This is a genomic window from Pseudarthrobacter cremeus (genome assembly GCF_051857465.1).
Classification (GTDB): domain Bacteria; phylum Actinomycetota; class Actinomycetes; order Actinomycetales; family Micrococcaceae; genus Arthrobacter.
The window spans coordinates 49,974-71,401 of record NZ_JBPZHC010000012.1 but is presented as its reverse complement, the minus strand read 5'-3'; the positions used below and the strand labels follow the sequence as shown (position 1 = coordinate 71,401).

Genomic DNA, 21,428 nt, shown 5'->3' with positions numbered 1-21,428 from the left:
AGGATCCCACGCAACCGGAAAGGAGGGCCCCGATGTTCAACGACGACGACCCCCGCCTGTCCCAGCTATTGGACGGCATTGTCCGGCTTGCCTCCGGCGACCTCCAATCGCGGATAGAAGTATCGCCGGCCCGCGACGAACTCGATGCCATCATCATGGGCACCAACCTCCTGGCCGAAGACCTGCAGATTATCTACGAGGAACTTGAGCAGCGGGTGGAGGTCCGCACGCAGCTGCTCCACGAGGCCCACCGCGAAATGCAGAAGATGGCCATGCAGGATCCCCTCACCGGACTTGCCAACCGTTCGGCGCTCCTCGCGGCGCTGAAGTCCTCCAGCGAGGGCCACGATGAAACGCCCAACCAGCCCGTCGTCCTGCTCCTGGACCTCGATGCCTTCAAATCCATCAACGACACCCTCGGCCATGCTGCCGGCGACGAGGTGCTGATCACCGTCGCCCAGCGAATCCGCAACGCTGTCCGCGCCACCGATGTGGTGGGCAGGCTGGGAGGCGACGAGTTTGCCATCGTTATGCCCGGAACGGGCGTCGACCAGGCCGCCGTCGTTGCCCAACGGATCCTGGCCGCCCTGAAGGAACCGATCGAGCTGCCGGACCGGACCATCCGCTGCGGGGCAAGCATCGGGCTCAGCCTCGGGGAACCTGGGCGGACGCCGGAGGACCTGCTGATGGAGGCCGACATCGCCATGTACGCCTCCAAGGCCGAGGGCCAAAACCGCCTCCACGTCTTTGAACCCGGGCTCCTGCTGGTGCGCCGGCTCCGGAGCCAGCTGTTGGACGATCTCCGGGCGGCCATCAAGGGCGAGGGCCTGATCCTTCATTACCAGCCCGTCGTTGAGCTGAGCACCGGACGGATCGAAGGCGTGGAAGCCCTGGTCCGCTGGAACCACCCCACCCGCGGCCTGATCATGCCCGACGAGTTCATCCCGCTCGCCGAGGACGCCGGGCTCATTTCCGAGCTGGGGCTCTGGGTGCTCACTACAGCTGTGCGCCAGCTCCGCAGCTGGATTGACGCCGGCGTGGTGGGCAGCAGGTTCTCGGTCCGCATCAACATCTCCGCCACGGACCTGCAGAGCCTGCAGTTTATCGACGACGTCCGCGGGGTCCTGAAGGAAACCGGAGTGAGGCCCGAACAGGTTGTCCTGGAGCTGACGGAGGTGGCCATCGTCAGGGGCAACGAACTGGACCGCTACTCGCTGGGCGGGCTGCGCGGGCTGGGCGTGGGGATCGAGATCGATGATTTCGGCACCGGATATTCCTCCATCAGCTACCTGCGCCGGCTGCCCGTGGACCGGGTCAAGGTGGACCGGTCCTTGATCGAGGGCCTGGGAACGGACCCCAGCCAGCCGCCCCTGGTGGCAGCCGTCCTGCAGCTGGTGCGCGCCTGCGGCCTCGAAGCCGTGTGGGAGGGTGTGGAAACAGCCGAGCAGGCAGAGCACCTGAGAAGCCTCGGGTGCCTGAGCGCGCAGGGATATTTCTTCAGCAAGCCGGTGCCGCCTGCGAAAATTCCGGAGCTGCTGGCCAGGACGTCGGCCGAGAGCAATACAGGTTAGTGATTTAGGGCTGCGCTTTGGTTCGCGCCGATATACGATCAAGTGGAATATCCGATTCTTCTCGGCCAGAAGGTCGGCCGACATCAGAACGAGCGATTCCGAAAGCGTCTAACACTTGAAAACAAGATGGCAAACGAGCCATTACTTCGTCAACTGGGGGCGTCGATAATGACTGTTCGAGTGCAAGCATGGGGAATTATTGCCGCGGTATTGGCGGATTCAGATCCCGCCGGGGCAGCCACACGCCAGCGTCTCAGCGACAGCCTGGGCGAGAATCCCGGCGTCCCGGAACGGGCCCTGCTGGAATATCTCCTGGAAAGGCGGCAACAGGACACCGTCAAGGGGGCCACCCCGGACGCCGCCCGCGCCCACCAGCCACTGAACGCGATGCCGCCCTTGCTGGCCGAGCGGCTGGATTCACTGCGGAGCCTGTCCCGGATCAGCGCCCTGCTGGAGCAGCAGATGCTCATGACAGCGTTCCAGCCGATTTACGGCCTTGCATCCCGGAGTGTTGTGGGGGTTGAAGCTTTGTCGCGCTTTGTCAGCGATGACGGCGCCGGGGCCGAACTCTGGTTTGCCGAAGCTGCGGCAGTCGGCATGGGGGCCAACCTCGAATTCTCTGCGCTTGGATCCGCTGCGGCCGCGGCTGCCACCCTCCCCGCGCACCTTTATGTTGCCCTCAACATCTCCCCGAAATCTTGCCTCGATCCGCGGCTGCCTGAATTGTTTGACCACATTGATCTGCCCATAAGCCGGATCGTGCTCGAATTGACCGATGGAATTCCGGATGAAGAATACTCGCATTTCATTGCCGCAATTACGCCGCTCCGGGAACGCGGTCTGCGGATAGCCATCGACGATTCCCACCCCCATGCCGGCGCTTTAAGCCGCATGCTGCATTTAAGGCCGGACTTCATCAAGCTGGGCAGAAACATGATCAGCGGAGTGGACCAGGACGCATCCCAGCGCGTGCTGGCTGCGTGCATGGTGGACTTCGCTGAGCAGATCGGCAGCGTCCTGGTGGCGGAAGGTGTGGAAACGGCAGAGGAACTCCGGGTCCTGACCGAGCTGGGCTTCAGCGCCGGCCAAGGCTACCTTCTCGGACGGCCCTCCGTCCGGCCCAAGGACTGGGCCGCCTGGAACACCCCGCTCGATCCGGACGGGTTGCGCCGCATCCCGCCCGAGTCCAGCCACGCGGCCCAGGGCCCCGGCGGCCCTGAGCGGGGCTGAAGCCTCGCCGCACAAGGCCGCACCGAACGCAGCTCAAGCCTCGCCGCAACCCGCGGCGGCCAGTGCCTGGCTACTCGGCGTGTCCCTGATCGCCGCTCATCTGGTCCTCAGCCGGCGGTGTTTCGCCCGGCGGCACCCCGCCGCCGGGTTCCAGCCCGGTGATGTTTCCTTCTGCGGGGTCGGGGTTTGCCGAGGCCGCAGAGTCCTTAGCGGGCTGCCCGCGGTCTTTGCCGGGGTGCTCGTGCCCTGACTGGCTTCGGTCCTGCTGGGGATGCCCGGGCTGATCGGGGTTCGCGGGGTCATTCTCCGGATGGTAACTGCTCATGGTGCGGTTTCCTCTCCACAATTGGCTGCGGGCTCTCCCCAGCTCTGGACTAATTGTAAGCATGCTGATAATTCTGTGAAGGCAGCAGCCCGGCGGGAAGGCCGCCGGCCCGGAGTCAGGCGCCGCCGACCCGTCCACCAATCCGGGGCGCAGCTGACGTGGGCCAGCGTCCCGGATCAGCCCTCGGCCGGCCCGCCACGTTCCTGCAGTACCTGTGTCAGCAGGTCCGCGCGGTCAGTCACGATCCCATCCACTCCGAGGTCCAGCAGCCGGTGCATCTCAGCGGGTTCGTTGATGGTCCACACATGGACCACCAGCCCAAGGGTGTGCGCACGCCGGACCGAGGCCGGCGTCACCACCCGGACGGCGCCGTAACGAACGGGAACCTGCAGCGCCTGAACATCCCGTAAGAGGCCACGCATCACAACGCGCAGCAAGGAAACCGGAAGCACCGGCCCCAGCAGGACGAAGAGCGAAATCGTCACCCTGCCGGCCGATGACGCCACCGGTCGGCTCAGCAGCTTCAGCACCGCCCGGCGTCGGCGGTCAGAGAAGCTGGCAACCAGGACGCGGTCATGGGCACCATGCCGTTCGATGCCGGCAGCCAGGCTCTGCACGGAGTTCCAGTCCTTGACGTCCAGGTTCAGCCGGGCGTCCGGAAACGCCGTGAGCAACTCATCGAACAGCGGCACCGGCTCACGCCCGCCGATCCGGGCCGTAGCCACCTCGGCGGCGGTCAGTTCGGAGATCCTGCCCCTGCCATCGGTGACCCGCTCAAGGGTGTCGTCGTGAAACAGCACCAGCACGCCGTCCGAGGTGGTGTGGACATCCGTTTCGAGGTGCCGGTAGCCAAGTTCGACGGCGGCGCGGAACGCGGCCATCGAGTTTTCCAGCCCTTCCCGGGAGAATCCGCGGTGGGCCATGGCGATGGGCCCGGCCGGATGGGCGTCGTCCGGGTAACGGTCGAAGAAGGGCAGGGTCACATTGTGAGCGTACCCCGAGCCGGGTGCTAGGAGTCCTGCTGCACAATCTCCACGCCGTCACTGCAGTGCAGCAGGGTGCGGCCTTTTCCGCCGTCGAGATCCACCCACACGGCAGTGTGATCCCAGGTAATTGCATCCACGAGGCCGCCGGTTTCGAAACCCGGGGCGAGTCGGACGCGCACGCGGTCGCCCTCTTTGAGTGATTTCCAGTGCTCGGCCGGCTCTGCCGGACGGAGCGGCGCCTCGGCGGCGCGGTTACCGTTCCTTGCCATGACTTCCCCTCAAGCTATGGATGTGTATCCACGGCTCACGCTAGTGGGCAAAGGTGAACGGCAGGTGAGCGCAGGCTGTGAGTACCATGCACCGGGCGCAGGGGACGAACCCGGGGTCAGGGCCGCCCTGCACCCAGCGCTGCGAGCCTGGCCTCGAGGACCTGGGCCACGCCGTCGTCGTCGAAGTGCGGTGCCTGCTGCCCGGCGGCGCGGATGGCCTCCGGGTGGCCGCTGGCCATGGCATACCCGTGACCGGCCCAGCGCAGCATCTCGATGTCATTGGGCATGTCCCCGAACGCCACGACGTCGGCAGCGTCGATCCCGAGGGATCCTGCGTATTCGGCCAGGGTCACGGCCTTGTTCACGCCGGGAACGGAGAGTTCCAGCATGGCCACGCTGGGCGCGGAGTGGGTGGCGAATGCGAGATGTGCGACGGCGGGACGGACCGCGGCGAGGAAGTCGTCCGGGGTGCCCTCCCTGACGATGGCCAGGAACTTCACGACGGCGTCGTCCGGGGTGAGGGTTTCGGCCAGCGCGGCCGGGGTGAACTCCGCCAGCAGCTCGCCGGAGCCGTTCTCAATGAAGCCGGGCTCCAGGTGGAAGCCGGTCAGCGTCTCGGCTGCGAAGAGTGCGGCCGGGTGGACGTCCTTGATGATCCGCCGGATTTCCAGCACCGCGTCGATGCTCAGCGTCCGCGCCGAGACAAGCCGGTTTTCCTCAAGGTCCCACACCACGGCGCCGTTGGAACAGATGACTGTGCCGGTGTGGCCGAGCTGCTCTTCGAGCGGGTGGAGCCAGCGCGGAGGCCGGCCGGTGACAAAAACCAGCTCGATGCCTGCCTCGCGGCAGGCGTGGAAGGCCCGGACGGTGCGGTCGCTGATCTTTCCGTCGTGCCCAAGAATCGTTCCGTCAATATCACTTGCTACGAGCCGCATCCTGCCAGTCTACGTGGCCCGGCAGGCTTCCCGGGCCGTCCGGGGACGTTCTGGCGGCGCTCCCGCGGCACCCTGCCGGGCACTCCGGGAGCAGGGCCGCCGGAGTCGTCCCGCGACGTTTCTTGACGCCGCGCTACGTCATGTTGAGCCTTCGCTACGCCCCGTTAACGCCCGCGTCAGGAACCGTTGTGGCGCCGCTGGGCGCTCCGTAATCTCGTCACCAGCATCTCCGCCAGCAAAGGAAATTCCATGACAACTCCCCAGGACAACAGTCCGCAGAACCATCAGGCATCCACCCGCATCGTGGCCGGACAACCGTCCGCGCCAAAACGTCCGCTCGGCCTGAAGGTCGGCATTGTCGCCGGCATCCTGGCCCTGGCGGGCGGCGGCGTCGCGGTGGCCTCCGCCGTCTCTGCCAACAACGCCGGCACCTCCCCCGCATCAGTCGCGGCCCCCGCCGGCAATCCCGCCACGGAGCTCAAGCTCGGCTACTTCGGGAACGTCACCCACGCCCCGGCACTGGTTGGTGTCAGCAAGGGCTACATTGCCGAGGCGCTGGGCGGGACCAGGCTCAGCACCCAGGTCTTCAACGCCGGACCTGCTGCAATCGAAGCGCTGAACGCCGGCGCCATCGACGCCACCTACATCGGCCCGAACCCGGCGATCAACTCGTTCGTCAAGAGCGCCGGCGAATCGGTGAACATCATCGCCGGCGCAGCGGCAGGCGGCGCGCAGCTGGTGGTGAAGCCGGAAATCAGCTCGGCTGCAGACCTCAAGGGCAAGACCCTCGCATCGCCCCAGCTGGGCGGCACCCAGGACGTGGCACTCCGCGCCTGGCTGGCCACACAGGGCTACAAGACCAACGTGGACGGCAGCGGTGAGGTCGCCATCAACCCCACCGAAAACGCCCAGACGCTGAAACTGTTCCAGGACGGAAAGCTCGACGGCGCGTGGCTGCCTGAACCGTGGGCCTCCCGGCTGGTGCTCCAGGCCGGCGCCAAGGTGCTGGTGGACGAGAAGGGCCTATGGGACGGTTCCCTCGCCGGCAAGGCCGGCGAGTTCCCCACCACCATCCTGATCGTGAACCAGAAGTTCGCAGCCGAACACCCGGACACCGTCAAAGCACTGCTCAAGGGCCACGTGAAGTCCGTGGAATGGCTGAACGGTGCGGCGGCCGGCGAAAAGGCCACCGTGATCAATGCCGCGCTCAAGGAAGCAGCCGGCGCGGAACTGAAGGCCGACGTCATTGAACGGTCTTTGAAGAACATCGTCTTCACGGTGGATCCGCTCGCCGGGACCTACCCCAAGCTGCTCAAGGACGGCGTCGAGGCAGGCACTACCAAGCAGGCCGACATCAACGGAATCTTCGATCTCACCGCCCTCAACGAGGTGACCGGGGGGAAGACCCCGGCTGCGGGGCTGGGCAAAGAGTAACCGCCTTTAGTCCTGAAAAGCACGCAAACCCGCCCCGCCGGCGATGCTCAGCCGTGGTTGTACATGACGTGCTTGGTGCGGGAGAAGTCCTCCAGTGCGTACACGGAAAGATCCCGGCCGTAGCCTGAGCCCTTGAAGCCGCCCCAGGGCATTTCGTTGGCAATGACCAGGTGCGAGTTGACCCAGACAGTGCCGAAGTCGAGGCGGCGGGGCGCGGACAAGGAACGGGCACTGTTCGTGGTCCACACCGACGCGGCGAGCCCGTACACGGTCTCATTGGCCCGCGTGATGGCCTCCTCGTCCGTGCTGAAGGTCTCCACGGACACCACCGGACCGAAAATCTCCGTACGGGTGATGGCGGCTCCGGCAGGCACACCGGTCACCACGGTGGGTTCGATGAAGTAGCCGGGACCTTCCATGGCATTGCCGCCGACGGCGATGGTCAGGCCATCCTTGCGGATGTCCTCAAGAGCCGCCAGGACCCTCTTGTAGTGGGCCCCGGAGATCATGGAACCGATTTCGACGTCGTCTCCCGCCCCGGGCGCCCCGACGGAGATTTCGCGCACTTCGCGGACCAGCAGTTCGGTGAACTTTTCCGCGACCGATTCATGGACCAGGACACGGCACGCCGAACCGCACTCCTGCCCGCCGTTCCAGAACCCCGCCGAGCGGACGCCTTTCGCGGCGGCTTCCAGGTCGGCGTCGTCGAACACCACCACGGGTGCCTTGCCGCCCAGTTCCAGGTGCACGCGCTTAACGGTTGCGGCCGCGCTTGCCGCGACCTTCTGGCCGCTGCCGACGCTCCCGGTGATGGCCACAAGGTCCACGTCCGGGTGCTCCGAAATCCGGTTGCCCACCACGCTGCCGGAGCCGGTCACGATGTTCAGGACACCGGCCGGGACTTCGTCGGCGATGAGCTCTGCAAGCTTAAGGGTGCTCAGCGGCGTCTGCTCGGAGGGCTTGAGCACCATGGTGTTGCCTGCCGCCAGGATGGGTCCGATCTTCCAGGCCGCCATCAGCAGCGGGTAGTTCCACGGGGTGATCACGCCGACCACGCCCACCGGCTCGCGGAGGATCACTGAGGTGTGGTTCTCCGCGTAATCACCCGCCCCCGGCGCGGTGAAGGCACGTGCAGCACCTGCCGAGAACCGGAAGGTGTCGATCGCGCTTGAAATGTCGTCCTCGGCAACGGCAGACGGTTTTCCGGTATTGGCGGATTCCAGGGCTTCGAGCAGTCCGCGGTTGGCCTCGATGATGTCCGCGACACGCAGGAGGACCAAGGAACGGTCTTTAGGCGTCTTCGCTGCCCAGGCCGCTTTGGCCGCAACGGCAGCCCTGACGGCGGCGTCCACGTCCTCGACGGAACCCGCGGGGACCTGCATGAGGATTTCCTCCGTGGCCGGGTTCTCCACGTCAACGGCTGAAGCTGAACCCGACGCCACAAACGCCCCGCCAATGAACTGGCCAAAAGGGGGAAGGGAAGGCGCAGGCACCTCTCCTGCCCTGCGGACGGCGAACAATGATGTTTCTGACGTGGTCATGATTTTCCTTAGGTCCTGTCTTTAGCTACGGAGACTTGGCTGAAACGGGGATTTTTTCTTTCTGGTGTTCCCAGAAGTCGGCTCCCTCGATCCCCAGGGCCTTCGGATCGAAGGTCGGGTCCAGCCCCAGCTTCCGCTGGCGCTCGTAATCGAGGTAAATCTTGCGGACCAGCGGGAACAGGAGTGCCAGGCAGATGAGGTTGACCCACGCGATCAGGCCCAAACCGATGTCGCCCGCCGCCCACATGAGTTCGGCGTCCACCACGGACCCGAAGAACACGATGGCCAGGGTTCCTGCCTTGAGGATGGTCTTCCAGGCATGGCCGTTCTTTCCGTCCAGCAGGTACAGAAGGTTCGAGTTTGCAACGTAGAAGTAGGCGAGCAGGCACGTGAAGCCGAAGAGAAGCACCGCGATTGCCACGAACCCGGCTCCCCAGCCGGGCACCAGCGTGTCTATGGATTCCTGGACCCAGTTGGCGCCGACGGGAACCCCGTGCAGGTTGTTGACCAGGAAGCCACCTGAACCGTCAGAGACGTTGTACTTGCCCGAGACCACCATCATCAGCCCGGTGGCCATACAGATCAGCAGCACATCAATGTAGATGCTGAACGTCTGGACCAGGCCCTGCTTGCCGGGGTGGGAGGTGCGCGCCGCGGCCGCCGCGAAGGTCGCTTCGCCCAGGCCGTTCGATGACGCGAACACCGCCCTGCGCACGCCCCACGCAACAGCCGCGCCGGCGATGCCGCCAAGGATCGGGTGGACGCCGATGGCCGACTGGAAGATCAGGACAACTGCCTCGGGAACCTTGGAGAGGTTGGTGAAGATGACGGCCAGCGCCAGGAAGAGGTAGCTGATGGCCAGCACCGGGACGAGCCCCTGGGTAACCTTGACGATCCGGGTGGTCCCGCCCAGGATGACCAAGGCAATCATGGCTGTGACAACGATTGCCGGGACCCAGTGCGGCAGATTGAAGGCCAGCTCTGCACTCGATGCGATGGTACTCACCTGGAACCCAGGGAAGACGAAGCCGTAGCCGATAACTCCCAGGACGGCGACGACTGCGCCTACCTTGGGCAGTTTCAGGCCGTACTTGATGTAATACGGCATGCCGCCGATGTCCTCGTTGGCCTTGCGCCGGTCTTCATCGAGGACCTGGCGCTTGAATGCCTGGGACAGCGTGGCCTCCGCATAGCCCACGGTGCACCCGACCAGGCCCGTGACGGCCATCCAGACGAGGGCACCGGGCCCGCCTGCGCTGACGGCGGTGGCCACACCGGCGATGCTCCCGACGCCGACCCGGCTGGCCAGTGCGAGGACGAGGGCCTGGAATGAGGACAGGCCGCCTTCACTGCTGTCTTTGGTCTCCCTGAGCTGCCGCAGCATATCGGGGATCCTTCTGAACTGCACTCCCTTGGTGGCCACCGAGTAGGTGATGCCAAGGCCGAGCACGACGTAGGCCATGGGCGCCCAGATCGCGTCGGAAATGACGGTGAGCAGTCCCGCGAAATCGATGCCGCCCACCGCTTATCCGGTCTTCTGGGTGAGGTGGGACAGGGCAGACAGCGCGCTCCGGACACGTCCGAGGTCCTCGGGCGTGAGGTCGGCCGTGGGTCGCCGCGGCAGACCGGCCGGAATTCCCTGCAGGGACAGGCCGGCCTTGACGGACGGGATGAACGGCACAGAGAGGAGCGCGTCGATCACCGGGTAGACGGCGTTCCACACTTCGCGGGCCCCCGTGAGATCGCTGTCGGCGATCCGCCGGCTGACCGCAACGATTTCGTCCGGCACGACGTTGGCCGTGCCGGCCATGACGCCGGCGGCCCCTTCGACCAGCGCGCTGTAGATGTAGGCATCCCACCCGATGAAGGTGCCGATGACATCACTGTGGTGGTGGATCAGCTGAAGTGCCTGTTCCCAGTTGGCGCTGGAGTCTTTGATGTAGCGGATGTTCTCCACTTCCTCGGCCAGCGAGCGCACCGTGGCCGGGTCGAGGTTGACGCCGGTGACGGAGGGGATGTTGTAGAGCATGATGGGGAGTTCGACGGCGCCGGCAACGTCCTTGATGTAGGTGACGGTTTCCTCGAGGGAGAGCGGCTCGTAGTAGGGGGTGATGAGCATCAGCACATCGGCGCCCAGCTCTTGGGCTGCCTTCGACAGGCGGATGGCTTCGGCGGTGGACGTGGCGCCGGTGTTGGCAATGACCGGGACCCGGCCGTTGGTGTGCTCGATGACGGTTTTGATCAGAAGCAGCCGTTCCTCGGAGGAGAGGGCACCGACTTCGCCTGTGGAGCCTGCTGCCACAACCCCGTCGACTCCGGCCTCGATGGACCTGTCGACAATCCGCCGCAGGGTGGCAACGTCGATGGATTCGTCCTGGTTGAACGGGGTGGACAGTGCGGTGAGTACGCCGCTGAGTGCTTTGGGCATGGTTGTTTCCTCTTTCAGTACGGTGTGGTGGGGCGCCGGCTCAGGCGGCCACGGAGATTCCGGAAGGGTGGTGTGCCTGGCGGTGGGTGGCCAGGACGCTGGCGGCTTCCTGGGCTGCGGAGAATCCGGTGGTGATGGAGCTTTCGGTGTAGAGGGTTCCCAGGAAGTCACCGGCCAGGAAGACGCGTTCGGTTCCCCGCATGAGGGTGGACTGGAGTTTGGCGCGGCCGGGGAAGCAGTAGGGGGAAGCATTCTTCCAGCGGTCGGTCCTGGCCTCGACGACGCTGCCGGCAAATCCGTGGCCCAGGATTTGGTCGAGATCGCGAAGGTGGGTCTGGATGACTTCCTCGTCGCTCTTCTCCAGCAGGGCGCGGCCGAGGCTGGCCGGTGAGAAGGTCATGAAGCTGCCGCCGGGTTTCCGCACGGACTCCGAACCGCGGACAATGCTCGCCTGGTTCAGCGCGATGGCGAACGAGCGCTTGGGGGCTGCGATGGCATAGATGTCATCCCAGGGCCGGGCCGAGGTCTCGTTGGTCAGGAAGGCAGTGCTGACGTGCGGGCCGTACTTGATCTGGCTGAGAGCACCGCGGAGATCCTCCGGAAGGTCCACCGCGATCCTGTGGGACACATCAGCCGTGGTGGCAAGGATGACCGTGCGGGCCTCCACTTCATGGTCCACACCGCCCTGGCTGTAACGGACCACCACCGAGTCCTTCTTGTGCACAACTTCATGCACGGTGGCACCGAGCTGGATGCGGTCGCCCAACGAGACCGCGACTGATTCCGTCAGCGTGGACGGGCCGCCGACGATGCCCTGGCTCAGCCCCTGTCCGATTCCGAGGACGAGGCTGAAATACCCGATTCCGGCGCCGGCAGAAATCTCGTTCATGTCACCGGCGGAACGCGTGACGGTGGTCTTGAACAGTGCGGCGGCGTCTTCGGACAGGTTTCCGATGAAGTCCAGGAACGAGTTGTCGTTCTCGAAATCGTAGATGCGCTGCTGGCGCATGGAACCGGATTCCCCCGACCGCTTCCTGACGACGCCCGTGTACTTGGCGACCCCGCTGACAACCTTCAGGCCGGCGCGGAGCGTGTCGATGCGCGATGACAGGGACATGGGGATGCGGAACGGGTAGGTGGCGATATGTCCCTTGCGGATGAACTTGCCGTTCATGGACAGGGCTTGGAGGGATCCGGGGATCTGGACGGCCGTGACCCCTACTTCATTGAGCAGCGAGTCGGTGGAGGAGCCTGCGCCCGCGAAGACGTGCCCTCCCCAGTTCAGCCAGTAGGCACCCCGGCGTTCGGAGCGGATCCGCCCGCCAACCCTGTCGGCCGATTCCAGCAGGAGCGTATCCCAGTGACGCAGCCGCCAACCGGCCGAAAGACCGGCGAGTCCAGCGCCAACGATGACTACATCTTTCATGTGTTTGAACTTTCCTGATGGGGAATGGGGTACCGGTCTGCGACCTGAGCGGTTCGCGCGGCACGTGTGGGCTTGTATGGCCGGCTTCGGTAGGCCGGCCGTGGTGAAGTCTTTGATCAAGGGCACGCTGTGCGCCTGATCACATCTAAATACTACATCATTGTATGATTAATGCAATAGCTTTTATTGGTTGCCGTTGCTTCGCATCCAACTGTCTGAAAGCACGTACCCCCAGCGGAAACGGATCGGTCGGGTCGAGTCCCACCTGGGACATGTCAGTGATCCACGCTTGGCCGGCCACGCTCGGAACGACAGCGTCGTAGGCGCCCACCGCAGTCAGCGACTCGATGGTGCTCTCAAACCGGCTGCCGATCAGCGACTCGTGGACAAACTTTTCTCCGGGAACAATGAGTCCACGGGCATGCATCACAGCGAGACGTGCAGAAGTCCCCGTTCCACAGGCGCACCTGTCGATTCGGCCAGGAGAGACGACGACGGCATTCCGGGAGCGGATGACGCCACCCTGGCGTTCCAGCGGATTGGTGAATTCTGTGTTGGTGATACCTGCGAATTCCGGGTTTTCCGGGTGGACGGTCACCAGTTGCTCCGCGGCCGCCGTTTTGATGCGCTGACCCATGAGGCACAGGTCCCGCGCCTCATCCGGCACCAGATCGAACCCCAGGCTTCCAGCGTCAATAATGGCGTACGCCATACCGCCCCATGCCACGTCCAGGGTGACGGTACCAAGGCCGGGCACTTCAACCCGGGCGTCCAGTTGGTAGACGAACGCGGGCTGATTAGTGAACCGGACACTGAGCACCTTCCCGTCCCGGCATTCACAGCGCAGCCGGATGAGGCCGGCCGGGGATTCCAAGGTGAGCTCAGTGACAGGTTCCTGCATCGGCACCATGCCTGTCTCCAGCAACACCGTGGCGACCGCAATGGTGTTGCCCCCGGACATGGCCGGGTATTCCTCAGACTCCATGATGACGTAGCCCATGGCGGCGGCCGGGTTGGTGGCGGGAAGGACCACGTTGACCGAGCGGATCATGGACCCGCGGGGCTCCTTCAGCAGCAGCTGCCTGATGTCGTCCCGCTCCCGCTCAAGGTACAGGCGCTTCTCGAATACGGTGCTGCCGGGAACGTCTCCGACGCCGCCCACCACTACATTGCAGACCTCGCCGCCAACGTGGCACCCCACGACATTGAAGACTTTGCTGAATCGCATTTACTGAACCGGGGTGTCCCGGCGCTCGTTGAGGCTGCGGAGGAAGGTCTTCGTAGCCTCGGCCTGGGGGTTGTCGATCACCTGCGACGGAGGGCCCTGCTCGGCGACGCGTCCTTCAGACATGAAAACAACCTCGTCCGCGACCCCGCGGGCGAACCCGATTTCGTGGGTGACCACGATCATGGTCATGCCGCTGCGGGCCAGTTCCTTCATGACTTCCAGGACTTCGCCCACAAGTTCAGGGTCGAGGGCCGAGGTGGGCTCGTCGAAGAGCATCACCGACGGTTTCATCACCAGTGCCCGTGCGATGGCGACGCGCTGCTGCTGGCCTCCGGAGAGGGTGCTGGGGTAGAAGTCCGCTTTCTCGGCGAGCCCCACGCTGCTGAGCAGCTTCATGGCTTCCTCCCGGACCTGCTTCGGCGGCCTCCCCAGGACCCGGCACGGCGCCTCCAGCAGGTTCTCCAGCACCGTCAGGTGCGGAAACAGGTTGAACGCCTGGAAGACCATGCCTGTTGCCGCCCTCTGGCGCGCAATCTCGTTGGGCCGCAGCTCGTGGAGCTTCTCGCCCTTGACCCGGTACCCCACCACTTCACCGTTGACCATCACGGCGCCACTGGAAGGCTTTTCCAGGTGGTTGATGCACCGCAGCATCGTCGATTTGCCGGAGCCTGACCTGCCGAGGATGACCACGACCTGCCCGGGATAGATGTCCAGGTTGACGGATTTGAGCACCTCCAGATCACCGAAGCTCTTGCGCAGTTCGACAATCTTCACGATGGGCTCGGACTGATCCCTGGTTGGCTTGGTTTGCGGGGTGGTGGTCATGGCTGGCCCTCCTCGGCAGTGGTCGATGACAACGTAGTGCGGACGCGCTTGCGGGGGCCGCCCAGGCCCATCCGGCCACGCTTGGCGGTGCTTTGATGACCGGCAACACCGCGCCCGTAATAGCGCTCGATGCGCTGTTGGAATATGGTCAGGACGCTCGTGCAGAGCAGGTACCAGAACGAAACCACGATCAGAAGCGGGATGGTCTCAAAGGTCTGGGTGTAGATCATCTGAGCGGAGTAGAGCAAATCGGGCAGCGCGATGACGCTGACCAGCGAGCTGTACTTCAGCATGCCGATGACCTGGTTGCCTGTGGGCGGCACAATCACCCGCAGCGCCTGGGGCAGAATAATGCGGCGGAATGCCAGCAGGTTGTTCATGCCCAATGCCGCCGCCGCTTCGGTCTGGTGCTTGGGCACCGAGAGCAACCCGCCACGCACGATCTCTGCCATGTACGCCGATTCGTGCAGTGCGAGACCCGCCAGGGCCACCGTCCACAGCGTCAGCACCGAGTTGGTGGGGCCGCCCACCAGCTCCGGCCCCCCGAACGGGACACCAAGGCCGAGCCGCGGGTAGAGCGCGGAAAGGTTGTACAGGAAGATGAGCTGGATCAGCAGTGGCGTTCCCCGGAAGAACCAGAGGTACGCGCCTGCCACACCCTGAAGAACCTTGTTCTCCGACAGCCGGCAGGCTGCCAGGAGGATGCCCAGCAGGATTGCCAGGCTCATGCTCACCACCGTCAGGATCAGGGTGCGTCCCAGGCCCGCCATGATCTCCGGGTAGAACAGGTAGTGCCACACGGTGGACCACTGGAAGTTCTGGTTGGTCACCATCGAGTGGACCAGATTCGCGACGATCAGCAACAGGAGGACAGCGGCGACCGTCCGGCCGTGGTGCCGCAGCGGGACCGTTTCCTTCGCCAGGGTCTGCTGATCGGCGGTCAGTGCGGGTGCGGCACCCCCTGGGGCCTCAGTAGGGTGCAAATGCGAGGTTGCTTTAGCGCTTTCCATGGCAGCTGTTACCTTTCGATTCGTAGGGTGCCATCGGGGTCAGCTGCCCGGATTCGGGATGATCTCGGACTTGTCCACCGCACCAAGGCCGCCGTTGAGCTTGTCCAGGACCTTGGAAAGTTCCCCGTCCTTGATGAGCTTGTCGGTGGCGGCCTGGAAGGCCTTGGCCAGCTTCGCCGTGTCGGCGTTGGTAGCCAGGGCGAGGCCCGTCTTGATTTCCGGGCCGAACCCGAGCTTGGCCAGCTTGAACTGACCCTTGGTGTTGTCCACTGTGTACGCTGCCTGGCTGCCGCTGGCCAGGCAGGCATCGAGGCGGTCCTGGCTCAGGGCAAGGTTGACCTGGGCCTGGGTCTGGAAAGTCTCCACTGTGGTGGCGGCACCGCCGGAGGCTGCGCACGCATCGGCCATGGCCTGGGCGGTTGCTGCCTCGGAGGATCCCAGGGAAGCCCCGATCTTCAGCCCGCAGACATCGCCGGGCTTGTCGAAGCTTTGCTTCGCCGAACCAGCCTTGACGATGAACTCGTCCTTGGAGACGTGATTGGTGACAAAGGTGACCACCTTCGTCCGCTCCTCCGTCACATTGATCTCTCCAGTGGCCGCGTCGAAGCGGCCTGCCTGCAGGCCGGGGATGACGCCGTCGAAGGGAATGATCTTGAAATCGACCTTCAGGCCGAGCAGGGCAGCTGCCTTACGGGTGAGTTCGATGTCCCAGCCCGTCACCTCGCCGCCCCCGACAGGTTCCATAACCGCCGGCGCGTAAACCGCTGCGGCCACAGTCAGGGTCCCCTTCTCCTTGATCGAGGCGGGCACCATTTCGGCGAGGGCAGCGTCGGCGCTTGTCGTAGACGCACCGGACTTCGTTTGATCCAGGGACGGTCCACATGCAGACGCTCCGAACAGGACGGTGGCAAGAATGCTCGCTGTGAGGGTACCCCGGGTCACGCGGGAAGACGGGCGGAAGTTCATGGTTCTCCTGAGGTGAGGTTATTGATGTTCAGCGGCCGAAGAAGGCGGCGTGGCGGCTGCACGGGGCGAATCCGTCACAGGCTGTGCCTGCCCAGGCTCATCTCCGGTCCCTGTTACCAACACTGGGGGAGGGCGATCAGGGGCGGGGTTTGAACGGGAACTGGTACACAACAGACGCCGCGGTATCGGCATCACGCCGCAGCGGAAAAGGCAAGGAAGCCAGGTAAATCACAACTCCGGACGGAAGCCCCAGGATCGGCTGGCGACTGATTCGTCCACCCCTTTTGGCGGGGTATATGAAGTACATCACAACAAAGACTTTGAAACAATAGTTTAGGGATATATGTTTTAGCGATCCGCGCTTCTGGATGATGCCCTGCGATGATCCGCCACCCCCGCCTACGGATCGGGTCGCAACAGTGACTATCCGCCGCGGAATGTGTAAAGATTCAAGGTAATAGGGAAATTGGGCCGGCCGCCCGCTCCCGTGTACCGGCGTCAGGAGGGCTCAGAATGAGCGTGGCCCTCTCCACCCGCGCCCTGGACCTCCTGCTGCTGCTGCGCGGAAGTGAGCCGGAAGGGCTGGGCCGCGCCGAGCAGGTGTCCTATCAGATCGAGACCGCCATTCTGATGGGCATCCTCACCGAGGGCGATCGCCTGCCGACGGAATCCGTGCTGGCCTCCGAGCTTGGCATTTCGCCGATCACCCTCCGCCAGTCCCTGGCCGCCCTCCGGACCAAGGGCCTGATCGAAACGAGCCGGGGCCGCAGTGGCGGGAGCGTCATACGCCGGCAGATCGAACTCACAGACACGCAGCTGCAGCACAAACTCAGGGAAACCAGTACCGAAGCCCTCCGGGACCTCGGGGACCTCGGGGCCGCCATCGCGTCAATGTCCGCGCGGCTGGCCGCCAGCCGCGCCGATCCCCAGAACGTTGAGCATCTGCAGGACCTGGTGAAGCACCACCGGGACACCGTCGATGACCGGGCCCGGCGCCGGATGGACAGCAGGTTTCACGTGGCCATCAGCATTGCTGCACAGTCAAGCAGGCTGACCTCGGCAGCTCTGCAGCTTGAGGCCGAGCTGATGACCCTGTGGTGGGGTGTGCCCGTCCTGCCGGGCAGCGAGGACTCGTTGGTGGAACAGCACATGGCGATCGTCGAGGCGATCAGGGCGCGGGACGGCGACGCCGCAGCCCGTGCCGCAGAGCACCACAGCCGGAGTGAGATGGAATTCCTGATTGAGCAGCATCTGAGGTTGTCGATGCGGCCCGACGAAAGTGCGTGACGTGGATCCTTTGACGGAAGCCCTTGAGCGGACCGCCGGCGCCATTTCTTCGAGCATCAACGGCGTGTTCGCCGACCTCGAAGAGATCGCCGCCGCAGTCACGGCCGCCGCCAACGCAGCGCCCGGCATCCCCCGCCGCGGCGAGTTCCTGTTTCTGAAGCAGGAGCTGGCCAATTTCATCAAGCTGCACTCCACGCTTATCGTGGGGGCGGGTATTGCCTACGCTCCAGGGAGCCTCCCCGAGGCGCCGCACTGGCTGGAATGGTGGCGGGCCCAACCCAAAGGCGAGCCGAAGTTCGTCACCCATGACCTCAACCCCGAGTCACTGAACTACTACGACTACACCACGCGTGAATGGTTCACGCTCCCCTCTACCGCAGGCCGGCCTCTGGCCGTTGGCCCCTACGTGGACTTCGGTGGCATCAACAGCAGCATCATCACCCTTTGCGTGCCGGCACCCACCGCCCAGGGAATCCACGTGCTGGGATGCGACCTGACCCTGGCAAACCTTGAAGGCGTCTTCCTCCGGGCCCTCCAGCTCCGTGATCCGGCGGTTGTGCTGCTGGGCCCCAACGGCAGGGTCATTGCGTCCAACAATGCCAGGATCGCAACAGGCACGTTGCTTCTGGACAAAGACCTGCAACGGGCAACCTCTTCCATGGACGTTTCGTCCGAGGTCCCCGCCCGTTTGCCGTGGAAGCTCATCACGCTCAAGGACTAACAGGCAAGGGCCCCGCCAGAACCGCCAACTCACCCAGGTCCCGCCAAATGAACCGCAGGGAGAGACAATGACGGTATGAGCACAGAAGAACCCCTGCCGCCTGCTGCCGTACCCCCGACGCCGGATAGCAAGCCCACTGTCCAGCGCCCGCAACCTGTGCCTACTGTGGCGAGCGCGCCCGCCCCTAACCGCGTGACCCGGGCTGCCGTCATCTGGAGTGCGGTGGCTGTCAGCCTCGTGGTGCTGGTGCTGCTGATCATCTTCTTCATCCAGAACCAGGACATGGTGGCGGTCAAGTTCCTTGGATTTGAGGGCCGGCTTGCCCAGGGCGTGGCCTTCTTCATTGCAGCGGTCGGAGGCGGCATCCTGGTGGCAATCGCCGGCGGTGCCCGCATCCTGCAGCTGCGCCACAACGAAAAACGCCGCCGCAACCTCACGGGCGCGTAACGCCCGGGCTACTCCCCCGCCTCCGCGGCCTCCGCCGCGACCCCGTTCAGTTCCGCGCGGGTTGGCGGGTTGGCGCCGGGCCGCGAGACGGTGATGGCAGCCGCACGGGAGGCGTGGGCCAGGAGTTCAGCGAGACCCTCGGCCGGAAGCTCCCGCAATTCCTCCCGGTTCTGGGCACCGTCCAGGCCGCGGTCCACGATCCCGGAGAGCAGGGCGGCCATGAACGAATCGCCGGCGCCCACGGTGTCAGCCACCTCCACTTTGGGGGCCGGATACTCCGCCTCACCAGCGGCCGTGACACCCCACGGGCCGGCCGCACCGCGCGTGACAACAACCATGGCGGGCCCTTCCGAACCGCCCAGGGCCAGCCAGCGGCGGGCAGAATCCAGCACGTCCGAACGCGGGTAGAGCCACGCAAGGTCCTCGTCCGAGGCCTTGACCACGTCTGACAGGGTGACAAACTTCTCCGCCTGCCGCCGCGCGTACTCCACGTCCGTGATGATGCTGGGGCGGCAGTTCGGGTCGAAACTGATGGTGGCGGCAGGGTGGGCGTGCTCGACGGCGGCCAGCACGTCTGCGGCGCCCGGCGCCAGCATCGTGGCTATGGAACCCGTGTGCAGCAGGGTGGTTCCCTGCAGCATGAATGCCAGGCGGTCCACCAGGCCGGGAAGCTCCCAGGCGAGGTCGAACGTATAGGTGGCGGCGCCGTCGTCGTCAATCAGGGCGGTGGCCACGCTGGTGGGCAGCTCATCCGGGCCCAGCGGCAGCATGACGGAACTGGACCGCAGGTGCGCCGCCACCGCATCTCCGTAGGCGTCGCGGCCGTAGCGGCCGATGAACTGCACGGGATGGTCGAGCCGGGCCAGGCCCACCGCGACGTTGAGGGGGCTGCCGCCCACGTGGGCTTCGATTCCGGAGGCGCGCTGGACTACGTCAACAAGGCCCTCGCCGATAACAGTGAGCATGGTCATACTCTGCCAGAGAAGCCGCCGCCCGGCATTGTGCGAAGCGCACTTCGCCTACCATGGAGATATGACATCCCATGTCCTCAGGCCGATGGCGGCTGCCGTACCCGACGTCGAACACGTGCTCGCAACGCGGGGCGACGGTGGCTACCGCCAGTACAGGATCCCGGCCCTGGCCGTCTCGAGGGAGGGCACACTGCTGGCGGCCTACGACGGCCGCCCCAACCTCGACGACCTGCCGAACCCGATCGACCTCCTGCTCCGCCGCAGTCCGGACAGCGGCCGGACCTGGGGCGCCCAGCAGGTGGTGCGGACCGGCGAAGGCCTCAACGGCTACGGCGATCCGAGCCTCCTGGTGGACATGGAGACCGGCCGCATCTTCCTATTTCACGCCGCGGGCACGCGGGCGGGCTTCTTCGAGGCGGTAGCTGGGCTGGAGCCTGATGACGCCGTCCAGCACTGCGACCTCAGCTTCTCGGACGACGACGGCCTCACCTGGCACCACCGCAGAATCACTGCCCAGCTGAAGCTGCGTCCGTCCCCGCGCCCGGACGAACCGGAAATTACCGGGATTTTTGCCGCTGCGGGGCAGTGCATCCAGATCCACACCGGGCCCTTCCGCGGCCGGCTGGTGCAGCAGTTTGTTGTCCTGGCGGCCGGTGACATCATGGCCGCGTCCGCGTACAGCGACGACCACGGAGACACGTGGACCCTCGGGGAGCTCATCGGCGCAGCAACGCACGGCTTCAGCCCGAACGAGAACAAAGTAGCCGCACTTTCAGACGGCCGGCTTCTTCTCCACAGCCGCGGCACACCGCGCCGGCTTGCCGCAACGTCCGACGACGGCGGGACCACCTGGAGTGCGCTGCGTCCCGTCGAGGACCTCCCGGACCCGGGGGACAACGGCTCGCTGGTCCGCTTCGACGGACTGCCCACTGTTGGCTCGTTCGAAAACGAAGCGACAGACACCTGGCTGCTGGCCACGAACAACCACGATCCGTCGCTGCGGCGGAACACCGTCCTGAGCCTCTCCCCCGACGACGGCGGCAGCTGGCCCGCGAAACTGGTCCTGTGCCCCGGAAGCTCCGCTTATTCGACGGCGGCCCGCCTTCCCGACGGGAACATCGGCGTCCTCTACGAGAGGCAGGGGTACCGCGAAATCGTCTTTGCCTCGATCCCGGCGGGTCAACTCACCGGGCAACTGGCCGGTCAACCCACCAGGGGCAGGTCCTCTTCCCAGCTCGACGGCCTGGAAAGCGCCGGCTCTCTGCAGGTGTCCCACGCAGGCGCCGCGCAGCGGGCGTCCCCCAACCTGGTCTTCGACATGGAGCTCCGCTCCATCACCCCGGGCCGCCCCGCGGCCTGGAAGAACGCCGGCGAGTTCCACGTGATGCCGTCCGGCAGCGACGGCTGGGGCGTCCACACCTGGAAGGAAATCGGGCAGGGCTACTCGGATGAGGCGGCGCAGGTCATCGGCACCCGGGAGGCCCAGGACCTGAACTACGGCCCCGTCATTCCCGGCTACAACGCCAGGGACATCCTCGCTTTCACCGGCAGGGCCCGCAACGAAGGCACCCTGGCCCTGACCGGTGTCGAGCTTTCCGGCCCCGGCTCGGAGGCCTTTCCGCCGGCAGATCTGGGGGCAGGCGAGGAAGTCCTCTACTTCACGCCCGCCTACACCGTCACCGAGGCGGATGTGGCACGCGGGTTCGCCGAAGTGACCTACGGGGTAAACGGCGAGTGTGAAAGCGGTGCCGTGCGCCGCCGTCGGGCGTTCAGGTTTGACACCCGCACGGGTGACATCAGCGAGTCGAACTGACAGAGGGTTCCGTGA

20 protein-coding genes are annotated in these 21,428 nt (G+C 65.2%); 7 read left to right on the top strand and 13 right to left on the bottom strand.

Going from position 1 to position 21,428, the window contains the following annotated elements:
• The first annotated feature begins 32 nt into the window (after nucleotides 1–32).
• Together ACS5PJ_RS19320 and ACS5PJ_RS19315 are read left to right on the top strand one after the other, a co-directional pair.
• Nucleotides 33–1,571 (top strand): putative bifunctional diguanylate cyclase/phosphodiesterase, encoded by a 1,539-nt coding sequence (locus tag ACS5PJ_RS19320; RefSeq protein WP_439436483.1) that lies wholly within the window; start codon nucleotides 33–35, stop codon nucleotides 1,569–1,571.
• A 168-nt stretch (nucleotides 1,572–1,739) separates the two neighbouring features.
• Entirely contained in the window at nucleotides 1,740–2,801 is a 1,062-nt protein-coding gene (locus ACS5PJ_RS19315) for an EAL domain-containing protein (RefSeq protein ID WP_439436482.1), read from the top strand.
• A 70-nt stretch (nucleotides 2,802–2,871) separates the two neighbouring features.
• Here the strand turns inward: ACS5PJ_RS19315 and ACS5PJ_RS19310 are convergent, their stop codons facing one another.
• The 4 genes from ACS5PJ_RS19310 to ACS5PJ_RS19295 all read right to left on the bottom strand — a co-directional run bounded on the left by ACS5PJ_RS19310 (nucleotide 2,872) and on the right by ACS5PJ_RS19295 (nucleotide 5,316).
• Entirely contained in the window at nucleotides 2,872–3,126 is a 255-nt protein-coding gene (locus ACS5PJ_RS19310; RefSeq protein ID WP_439436481.1) for a DUF6480 family protein, read from the bottom strand.
• A 176-nt stretch (nucleotides 3,127–3,302) separates the two neighbouring features.
• Nucleotides 3,303–4,109 (bottom strand): glycerophosphodiester phosphodiesterase family protein, encoded by an 807-nt coding sequence (locus ACS5PJ_RS19305; protein WP_439436480.1) that lies wholly within the window; start codon nucleotides 4,107–4,109, stop codon nucleotides 3,303–3,305.
• 26 nt (nucleotides 4,110–4,135) lie between these two features.
• Nucleotides 4,136–4,381, bottom strand: coding sequence for a hypothetical protein (locus tag ACS5PJ_RS19300; RefSeq protein ID WP_439436479.1), 246 nt, complete (start codon nucleotides 4,379–4,381; stop codon nucleotides 4,136–4,138).
• Between the two features lie 116 nt (nucleotides 4,382–4,497).
• Nucleotides 4,498–5,316 (bottom strand): HAD family hydrolase, encoded by an 819-nt coding sequence (locus ACS5PJ_RS19295; RefSeq protein ID WP_439436478.1) that lies wholly within the window; start codon nucleotides 5,314–5,316, stop codon nucleotides 4,498–4,500.
• 249 nt (nucleotides 5,317–5,565) lie between these two features.
• Between ACS5PJ_RS19295 and ACS5PJ_RS19290 the strand changes: the two genes are divergently transcribed.
• Nucleotides 5,566–6,750 carry an ABC transporter substrate-binding protein gene (locus tag ACS5PJ_RS19290; RefSeq protein WP_439436477.1) on the top strand — a complete coding sequence of 395 codons (1,185 nt, stop codon included), beginning with the start codon at nucleotides 5,566–5,568 and terminating at the stop codon, nucleotides 6,748–6,750.
• A 47-nt stretch (nucleotides 6,751–6,797) separates the two neighbouring features.
• Here ACS5PJ_RS19290 and ACS5PJ_RS19285 read toward each other — a convergent pair whose 3' ends face one another.
• From ACS5PJ_RS19285 to ACS5PJ_RS19250, 8 genes are all read right to left on the bottom strand, one after another.
• Nucleotides 6,798–8,291 carry an aldehyde dehydrogenase family protein gene (locus tag ACS5PJ_RS19285; protein WP_439436476.1) on the bottom strand — a complete coding sequence of 498 codons (1,494 nt, stop codon included), beginning with the start codon at nucleotides 8,289–8,291 and terminating at the stop codon, nucleotides 6,798–6,800.
• Nucleotides 8,292–8,316: 25 nt separating this feature from the next.
• Entirely contained in the window at nucleotides 8,317–9,813 is a 1,497-nt protein-coding gene (locus ACS5PJ_RS19280; protein ID WP_439436475.1) for an alanine/glycine:cation symporter family protein, read from the bottom strand.
• A 3-nt stretch (nucleotides 9,814–9,816) separates the two neighbouring features.
• Nucleotides 9,817–10,719 carry a 4-hydroxy-tetrahydrodipicolinate synthase gene (dapA, locus tag ACS5PJ_RS19275; RefSeq protein WP_439436474.1) on the bottom strand — a complete coding sequence of 301 codons (903 nt, stop codon included), beginning with the start codon at nucleotides 10,717–10,719 and terminating at the stop codon, nucleotides 9,817–9,819.
• Between the two features lie 40 nt (nucleotides 10,720–10,759).
• The gene (locus tag ACS5PJ_RS19270; protein WP_439436473.1) at nucleotides 10,760–12,145 is read right to left on the bottom strand and encodes a protoporphyrinogen/coproporphyrinogen oxidase; all 1,386 of its coding nucleotides are present in this window, start codon (nucleotides 12,143–12,145) and stop codon (nucleotides 10,760–10,762) included.
• Between the two features lie 157 nt (nucleotides 12,146–12,302).
• Nucleotides 12,303–13,373, bottom strand: coding sequence for a proline racemase family protein (locus ACS5PJ_RS19265; RefSeq protein WP_439436472.1), 1,071 nt, complete (start codon nucleotides 13,371–13,373; stop codon nucleotides 12,303–12,305).
• Nucleotides 13,374–14,198 (bottom strand): amino acid ABC transporter ATP-binding protein, encoded by an 825-nt coding sequence (locus ACS5PJ_RS19260; protein WP_439436471.1) that lies wholly within the window; start codon nucleotides 14,196–14,198, stop codon nucleotides 13,374–13,376.
• A complete protein-coding gene (locus ACS5PJ_RS19255) occupies nucleotides 14,195–15,208 on the bottom strand; it encodes an amino acid ABC transporter permease (RefSeq protein WP_439436470.1) in 1,014 nt (337 codons plus the stop codon). Before ACS5PJ_RS19255 ends, ACS5PJ_RS19260 begins: the two co-directional genes overlap by 4 nt.
• Nucleotides 15,209–15,247: 39 nt before the next feature.
• On the bottom strand, nucleotides 15,248–16,174 hold the full coding sequence (locus ACS5PJ_RS19250; protein WP_439436469.1) for a transporter substrate-binding domain-containing protein: 927 nt from the start codon (nucleotides 16,172–16,174) through the stop codon (nucleotides 15,248–15,250).
• 513 nt (nucleotides 16,175–16,687) lie between these two features.
• Here ACS5PJ_RS19250 and ACS5PJ_RS19245 point away from each other — a divergent pair.
• The 3 genes from ACS5PJ_RS19245 (at nucleotide 16,688) to ACS5PJ_RS19235 (ending at nucleotide 18,629) form a co-directional block, all read left to right on the top strand.
• Nucleotides 16,688–17,461 (top strand): FadR/GntR family transcriptional regulator, encoded by a 774-nt coding sequence (locus tag ACS5PJ_RS19245; RefSeq protein WP_439436468.1) that lies wholly within the window; start codon nucleotides 16,688–16,690, stop codon nucleotides 17,459–17,461.
• 1 nt (nucleotide 17,462) lies between these two features.
• Complete coding sequence (locus ACS5PJ_RS19240) at nucleotides 17,463–18,182, top strand: cache domain-containing protein (RefSeq protein ID WP_439436467.1); 720 nt, start codon at nucleotides 17,463–17,465, stop codon at nucleotides 18,180–18,182.
• 75 nt (nucleotides 18,183–18,257) lie between these two features.
• Entirely contained in the window at nucleotides 18,258–18,629 is a 372-nt protein-coding gene (locus ACS5PJ_RS19235; RefSeq protein WP_439436466.1) for a LapA family protein, read from the top strand.
• Between the two features lie 8 nt (nucleotides 18,630–18,637).
• Here the strand turns inward: ACS5PJ_RS19235 and ACS5PJ_RS19230 are convergent, their stop codons facing one another.
• Nucleotides 18,638–19,594 (bottom strand): carbohydrate kinase family protein, encoded by a 957-nt coding sequence (locus ACS5PJ_RS19230; RefSeq protein ID WP_439436465.1) that lies wholly within the window; start codon nucleotides 19,592–19,594, stop codon nucleotides 18,638–18,640.
• A 67-nt stretch (nucleotides 19,595–19,661) separates the two neighbouring features.
• Here ACS5PJ_RS19230 and ACS5PJ_RS19225 point away from each other — a divergent pair, with 67 nt between their 5' ends.
• Nucleotides 19,662–21,413: a sialidase family protein gene (locus ACS5PJ_RS19225; protein ID WP_439436464.1), complete on the top strand. Its 1,752-nt coding sequence runs from the start codon at nucleotides 19,662–19,664 to the stop codon at nucleotides 21,411–21,413.
• Nucleotides 21,414–21,428 lie beyond the last annotated feature (15 nt).

Excerpts from the sequence above, each read along its gene's own strand:
- ACS5PJ_RS19320 (WP_439436483.1), top strand. The coding sequence starts at position 33 with ATGTTCAACGACGACGACCCCCGCCTGTCCCAGCTATTGGACGGCATT.
- ACS5PJ_RS19315 (WP_439436482.1), top strand. The coding sequence starts at position 1,740 with ATGACTGTTCGAGTGCAAGCATGGGGAATTATTGCCGCGGTATTGGCG.
- ACS5PJ_RS19310 (WP_439436481.1), bottom strand. The coding sequence starts at position 3,126 with ATGAGCAGTTACCATCCGGAGAATGACCCCGCGAACCCCGATCAGCCC.
- ACS5PJ_RS19300 (WP_439436479.1), bottom strand. The coding sequence starts at position 4,381 with ATGGCAAGGAACGGTAACCGCGCCGCCGAGGCGCCGCTCCGTCCGGCA.
- ACS5PJ_RS19295 (WP_439436478.1), bottom strand. The coding sequence starts at position 5,316 with ATGCGGCTCGTAGCAAGTGATATTGACGGAACGATTCTTGGGCACGAC.
- ACS5PJ_RS19290 (WP_439436477.1), top strand. The coding sequence starts at position 5,566 with ATGACAACTCCCCAGGACAACAGTCCGCAGAACCATCAGGCATCCACC.
- ACS5PJ_RS19285 (WP_439436476.1), bottom strand. The coding sequence starts at position 8,291 with ATGACCACGTCAGAAACATCATTGTTCGCCGTCCGCAGGGCAGGAGAG.
- dapA (WP_439436474.1), bottom strand. The coding sequence starts at position 10,719 with ATGCCCAAAGCACTCAGCGGCGTACTCACCGCACTGTCCACCCCGTTC.
- ACS5PJ_RS19270 (WP_439436473.1), bottom strand. The coding sequence starts at position 12,145 with ATGAAAGATGTAGTCATCGTTGGCGCTGGACTCGCCGGTCTTTCGGCC.
- ACS5PJ_RS19265 (WP_439436472.1), bottom strand. The coding sequence starts at position 13,373 with ATGCGATTCAGCAAAGTCTTCAATGTCGTGGGGTGCCACGTTGGCGGC.
- ACS5PJ_RS19260 (WP_439436471.1), bottom strand. The coding sequence starts at position 14,198 with ATGACCACCACCCCGCAAACCAAGCCAACCAGGGATCAGTCCGAGCCC.
- ACS5PJ_RS19255 (WP_439436470.1), bottom strand. The coding sequence starts at position 15,208 with ATGGAAAGCGCTAAAGCAACCTCGCATTTGCACCCTACTGAGGCCCCA.
- ACS5PJ_RS19250 (WP_439436469.1), bottom strand. The coding sequence starts at position 16,174 with ATGAACTTCCGCCCGTCTTCCCGCGTGACCCGGGGTACCCTCACAGCG.
- ACS5PJ_RS19245 (WP_439436468.1), top strand. The coding sequence starts at position 16,688 with ATGAGCGTGGCCCTCTCCACCCGCGCCCTGGACCTCCTGCTGCTGCTG.
- ACS5PJ_RS19235 (WP_439436466.1), top strand. The coding sequence starts at position 18,258 with ATGAGCACAGAAGAACCCCTGCCGCCTGCTGCCGTACCCCCGACGCCG.
- ACS5PJ_RS19230 (WP_439436465.1), bottom strand. The coding sequence starts at position 19,594 with ATGCTCACTGTTATCGGCGAGGGCCTTGTTGACGTAGTCCAGCGCGCC.
- ACS5PJ_RS19225 (WP_439436464.1), top strand. The coding sequence starts at position 19,662 with ATGACATCCCATGTCCTCAGGCCGATGGCGGCTGCCGTACCCGACGTC.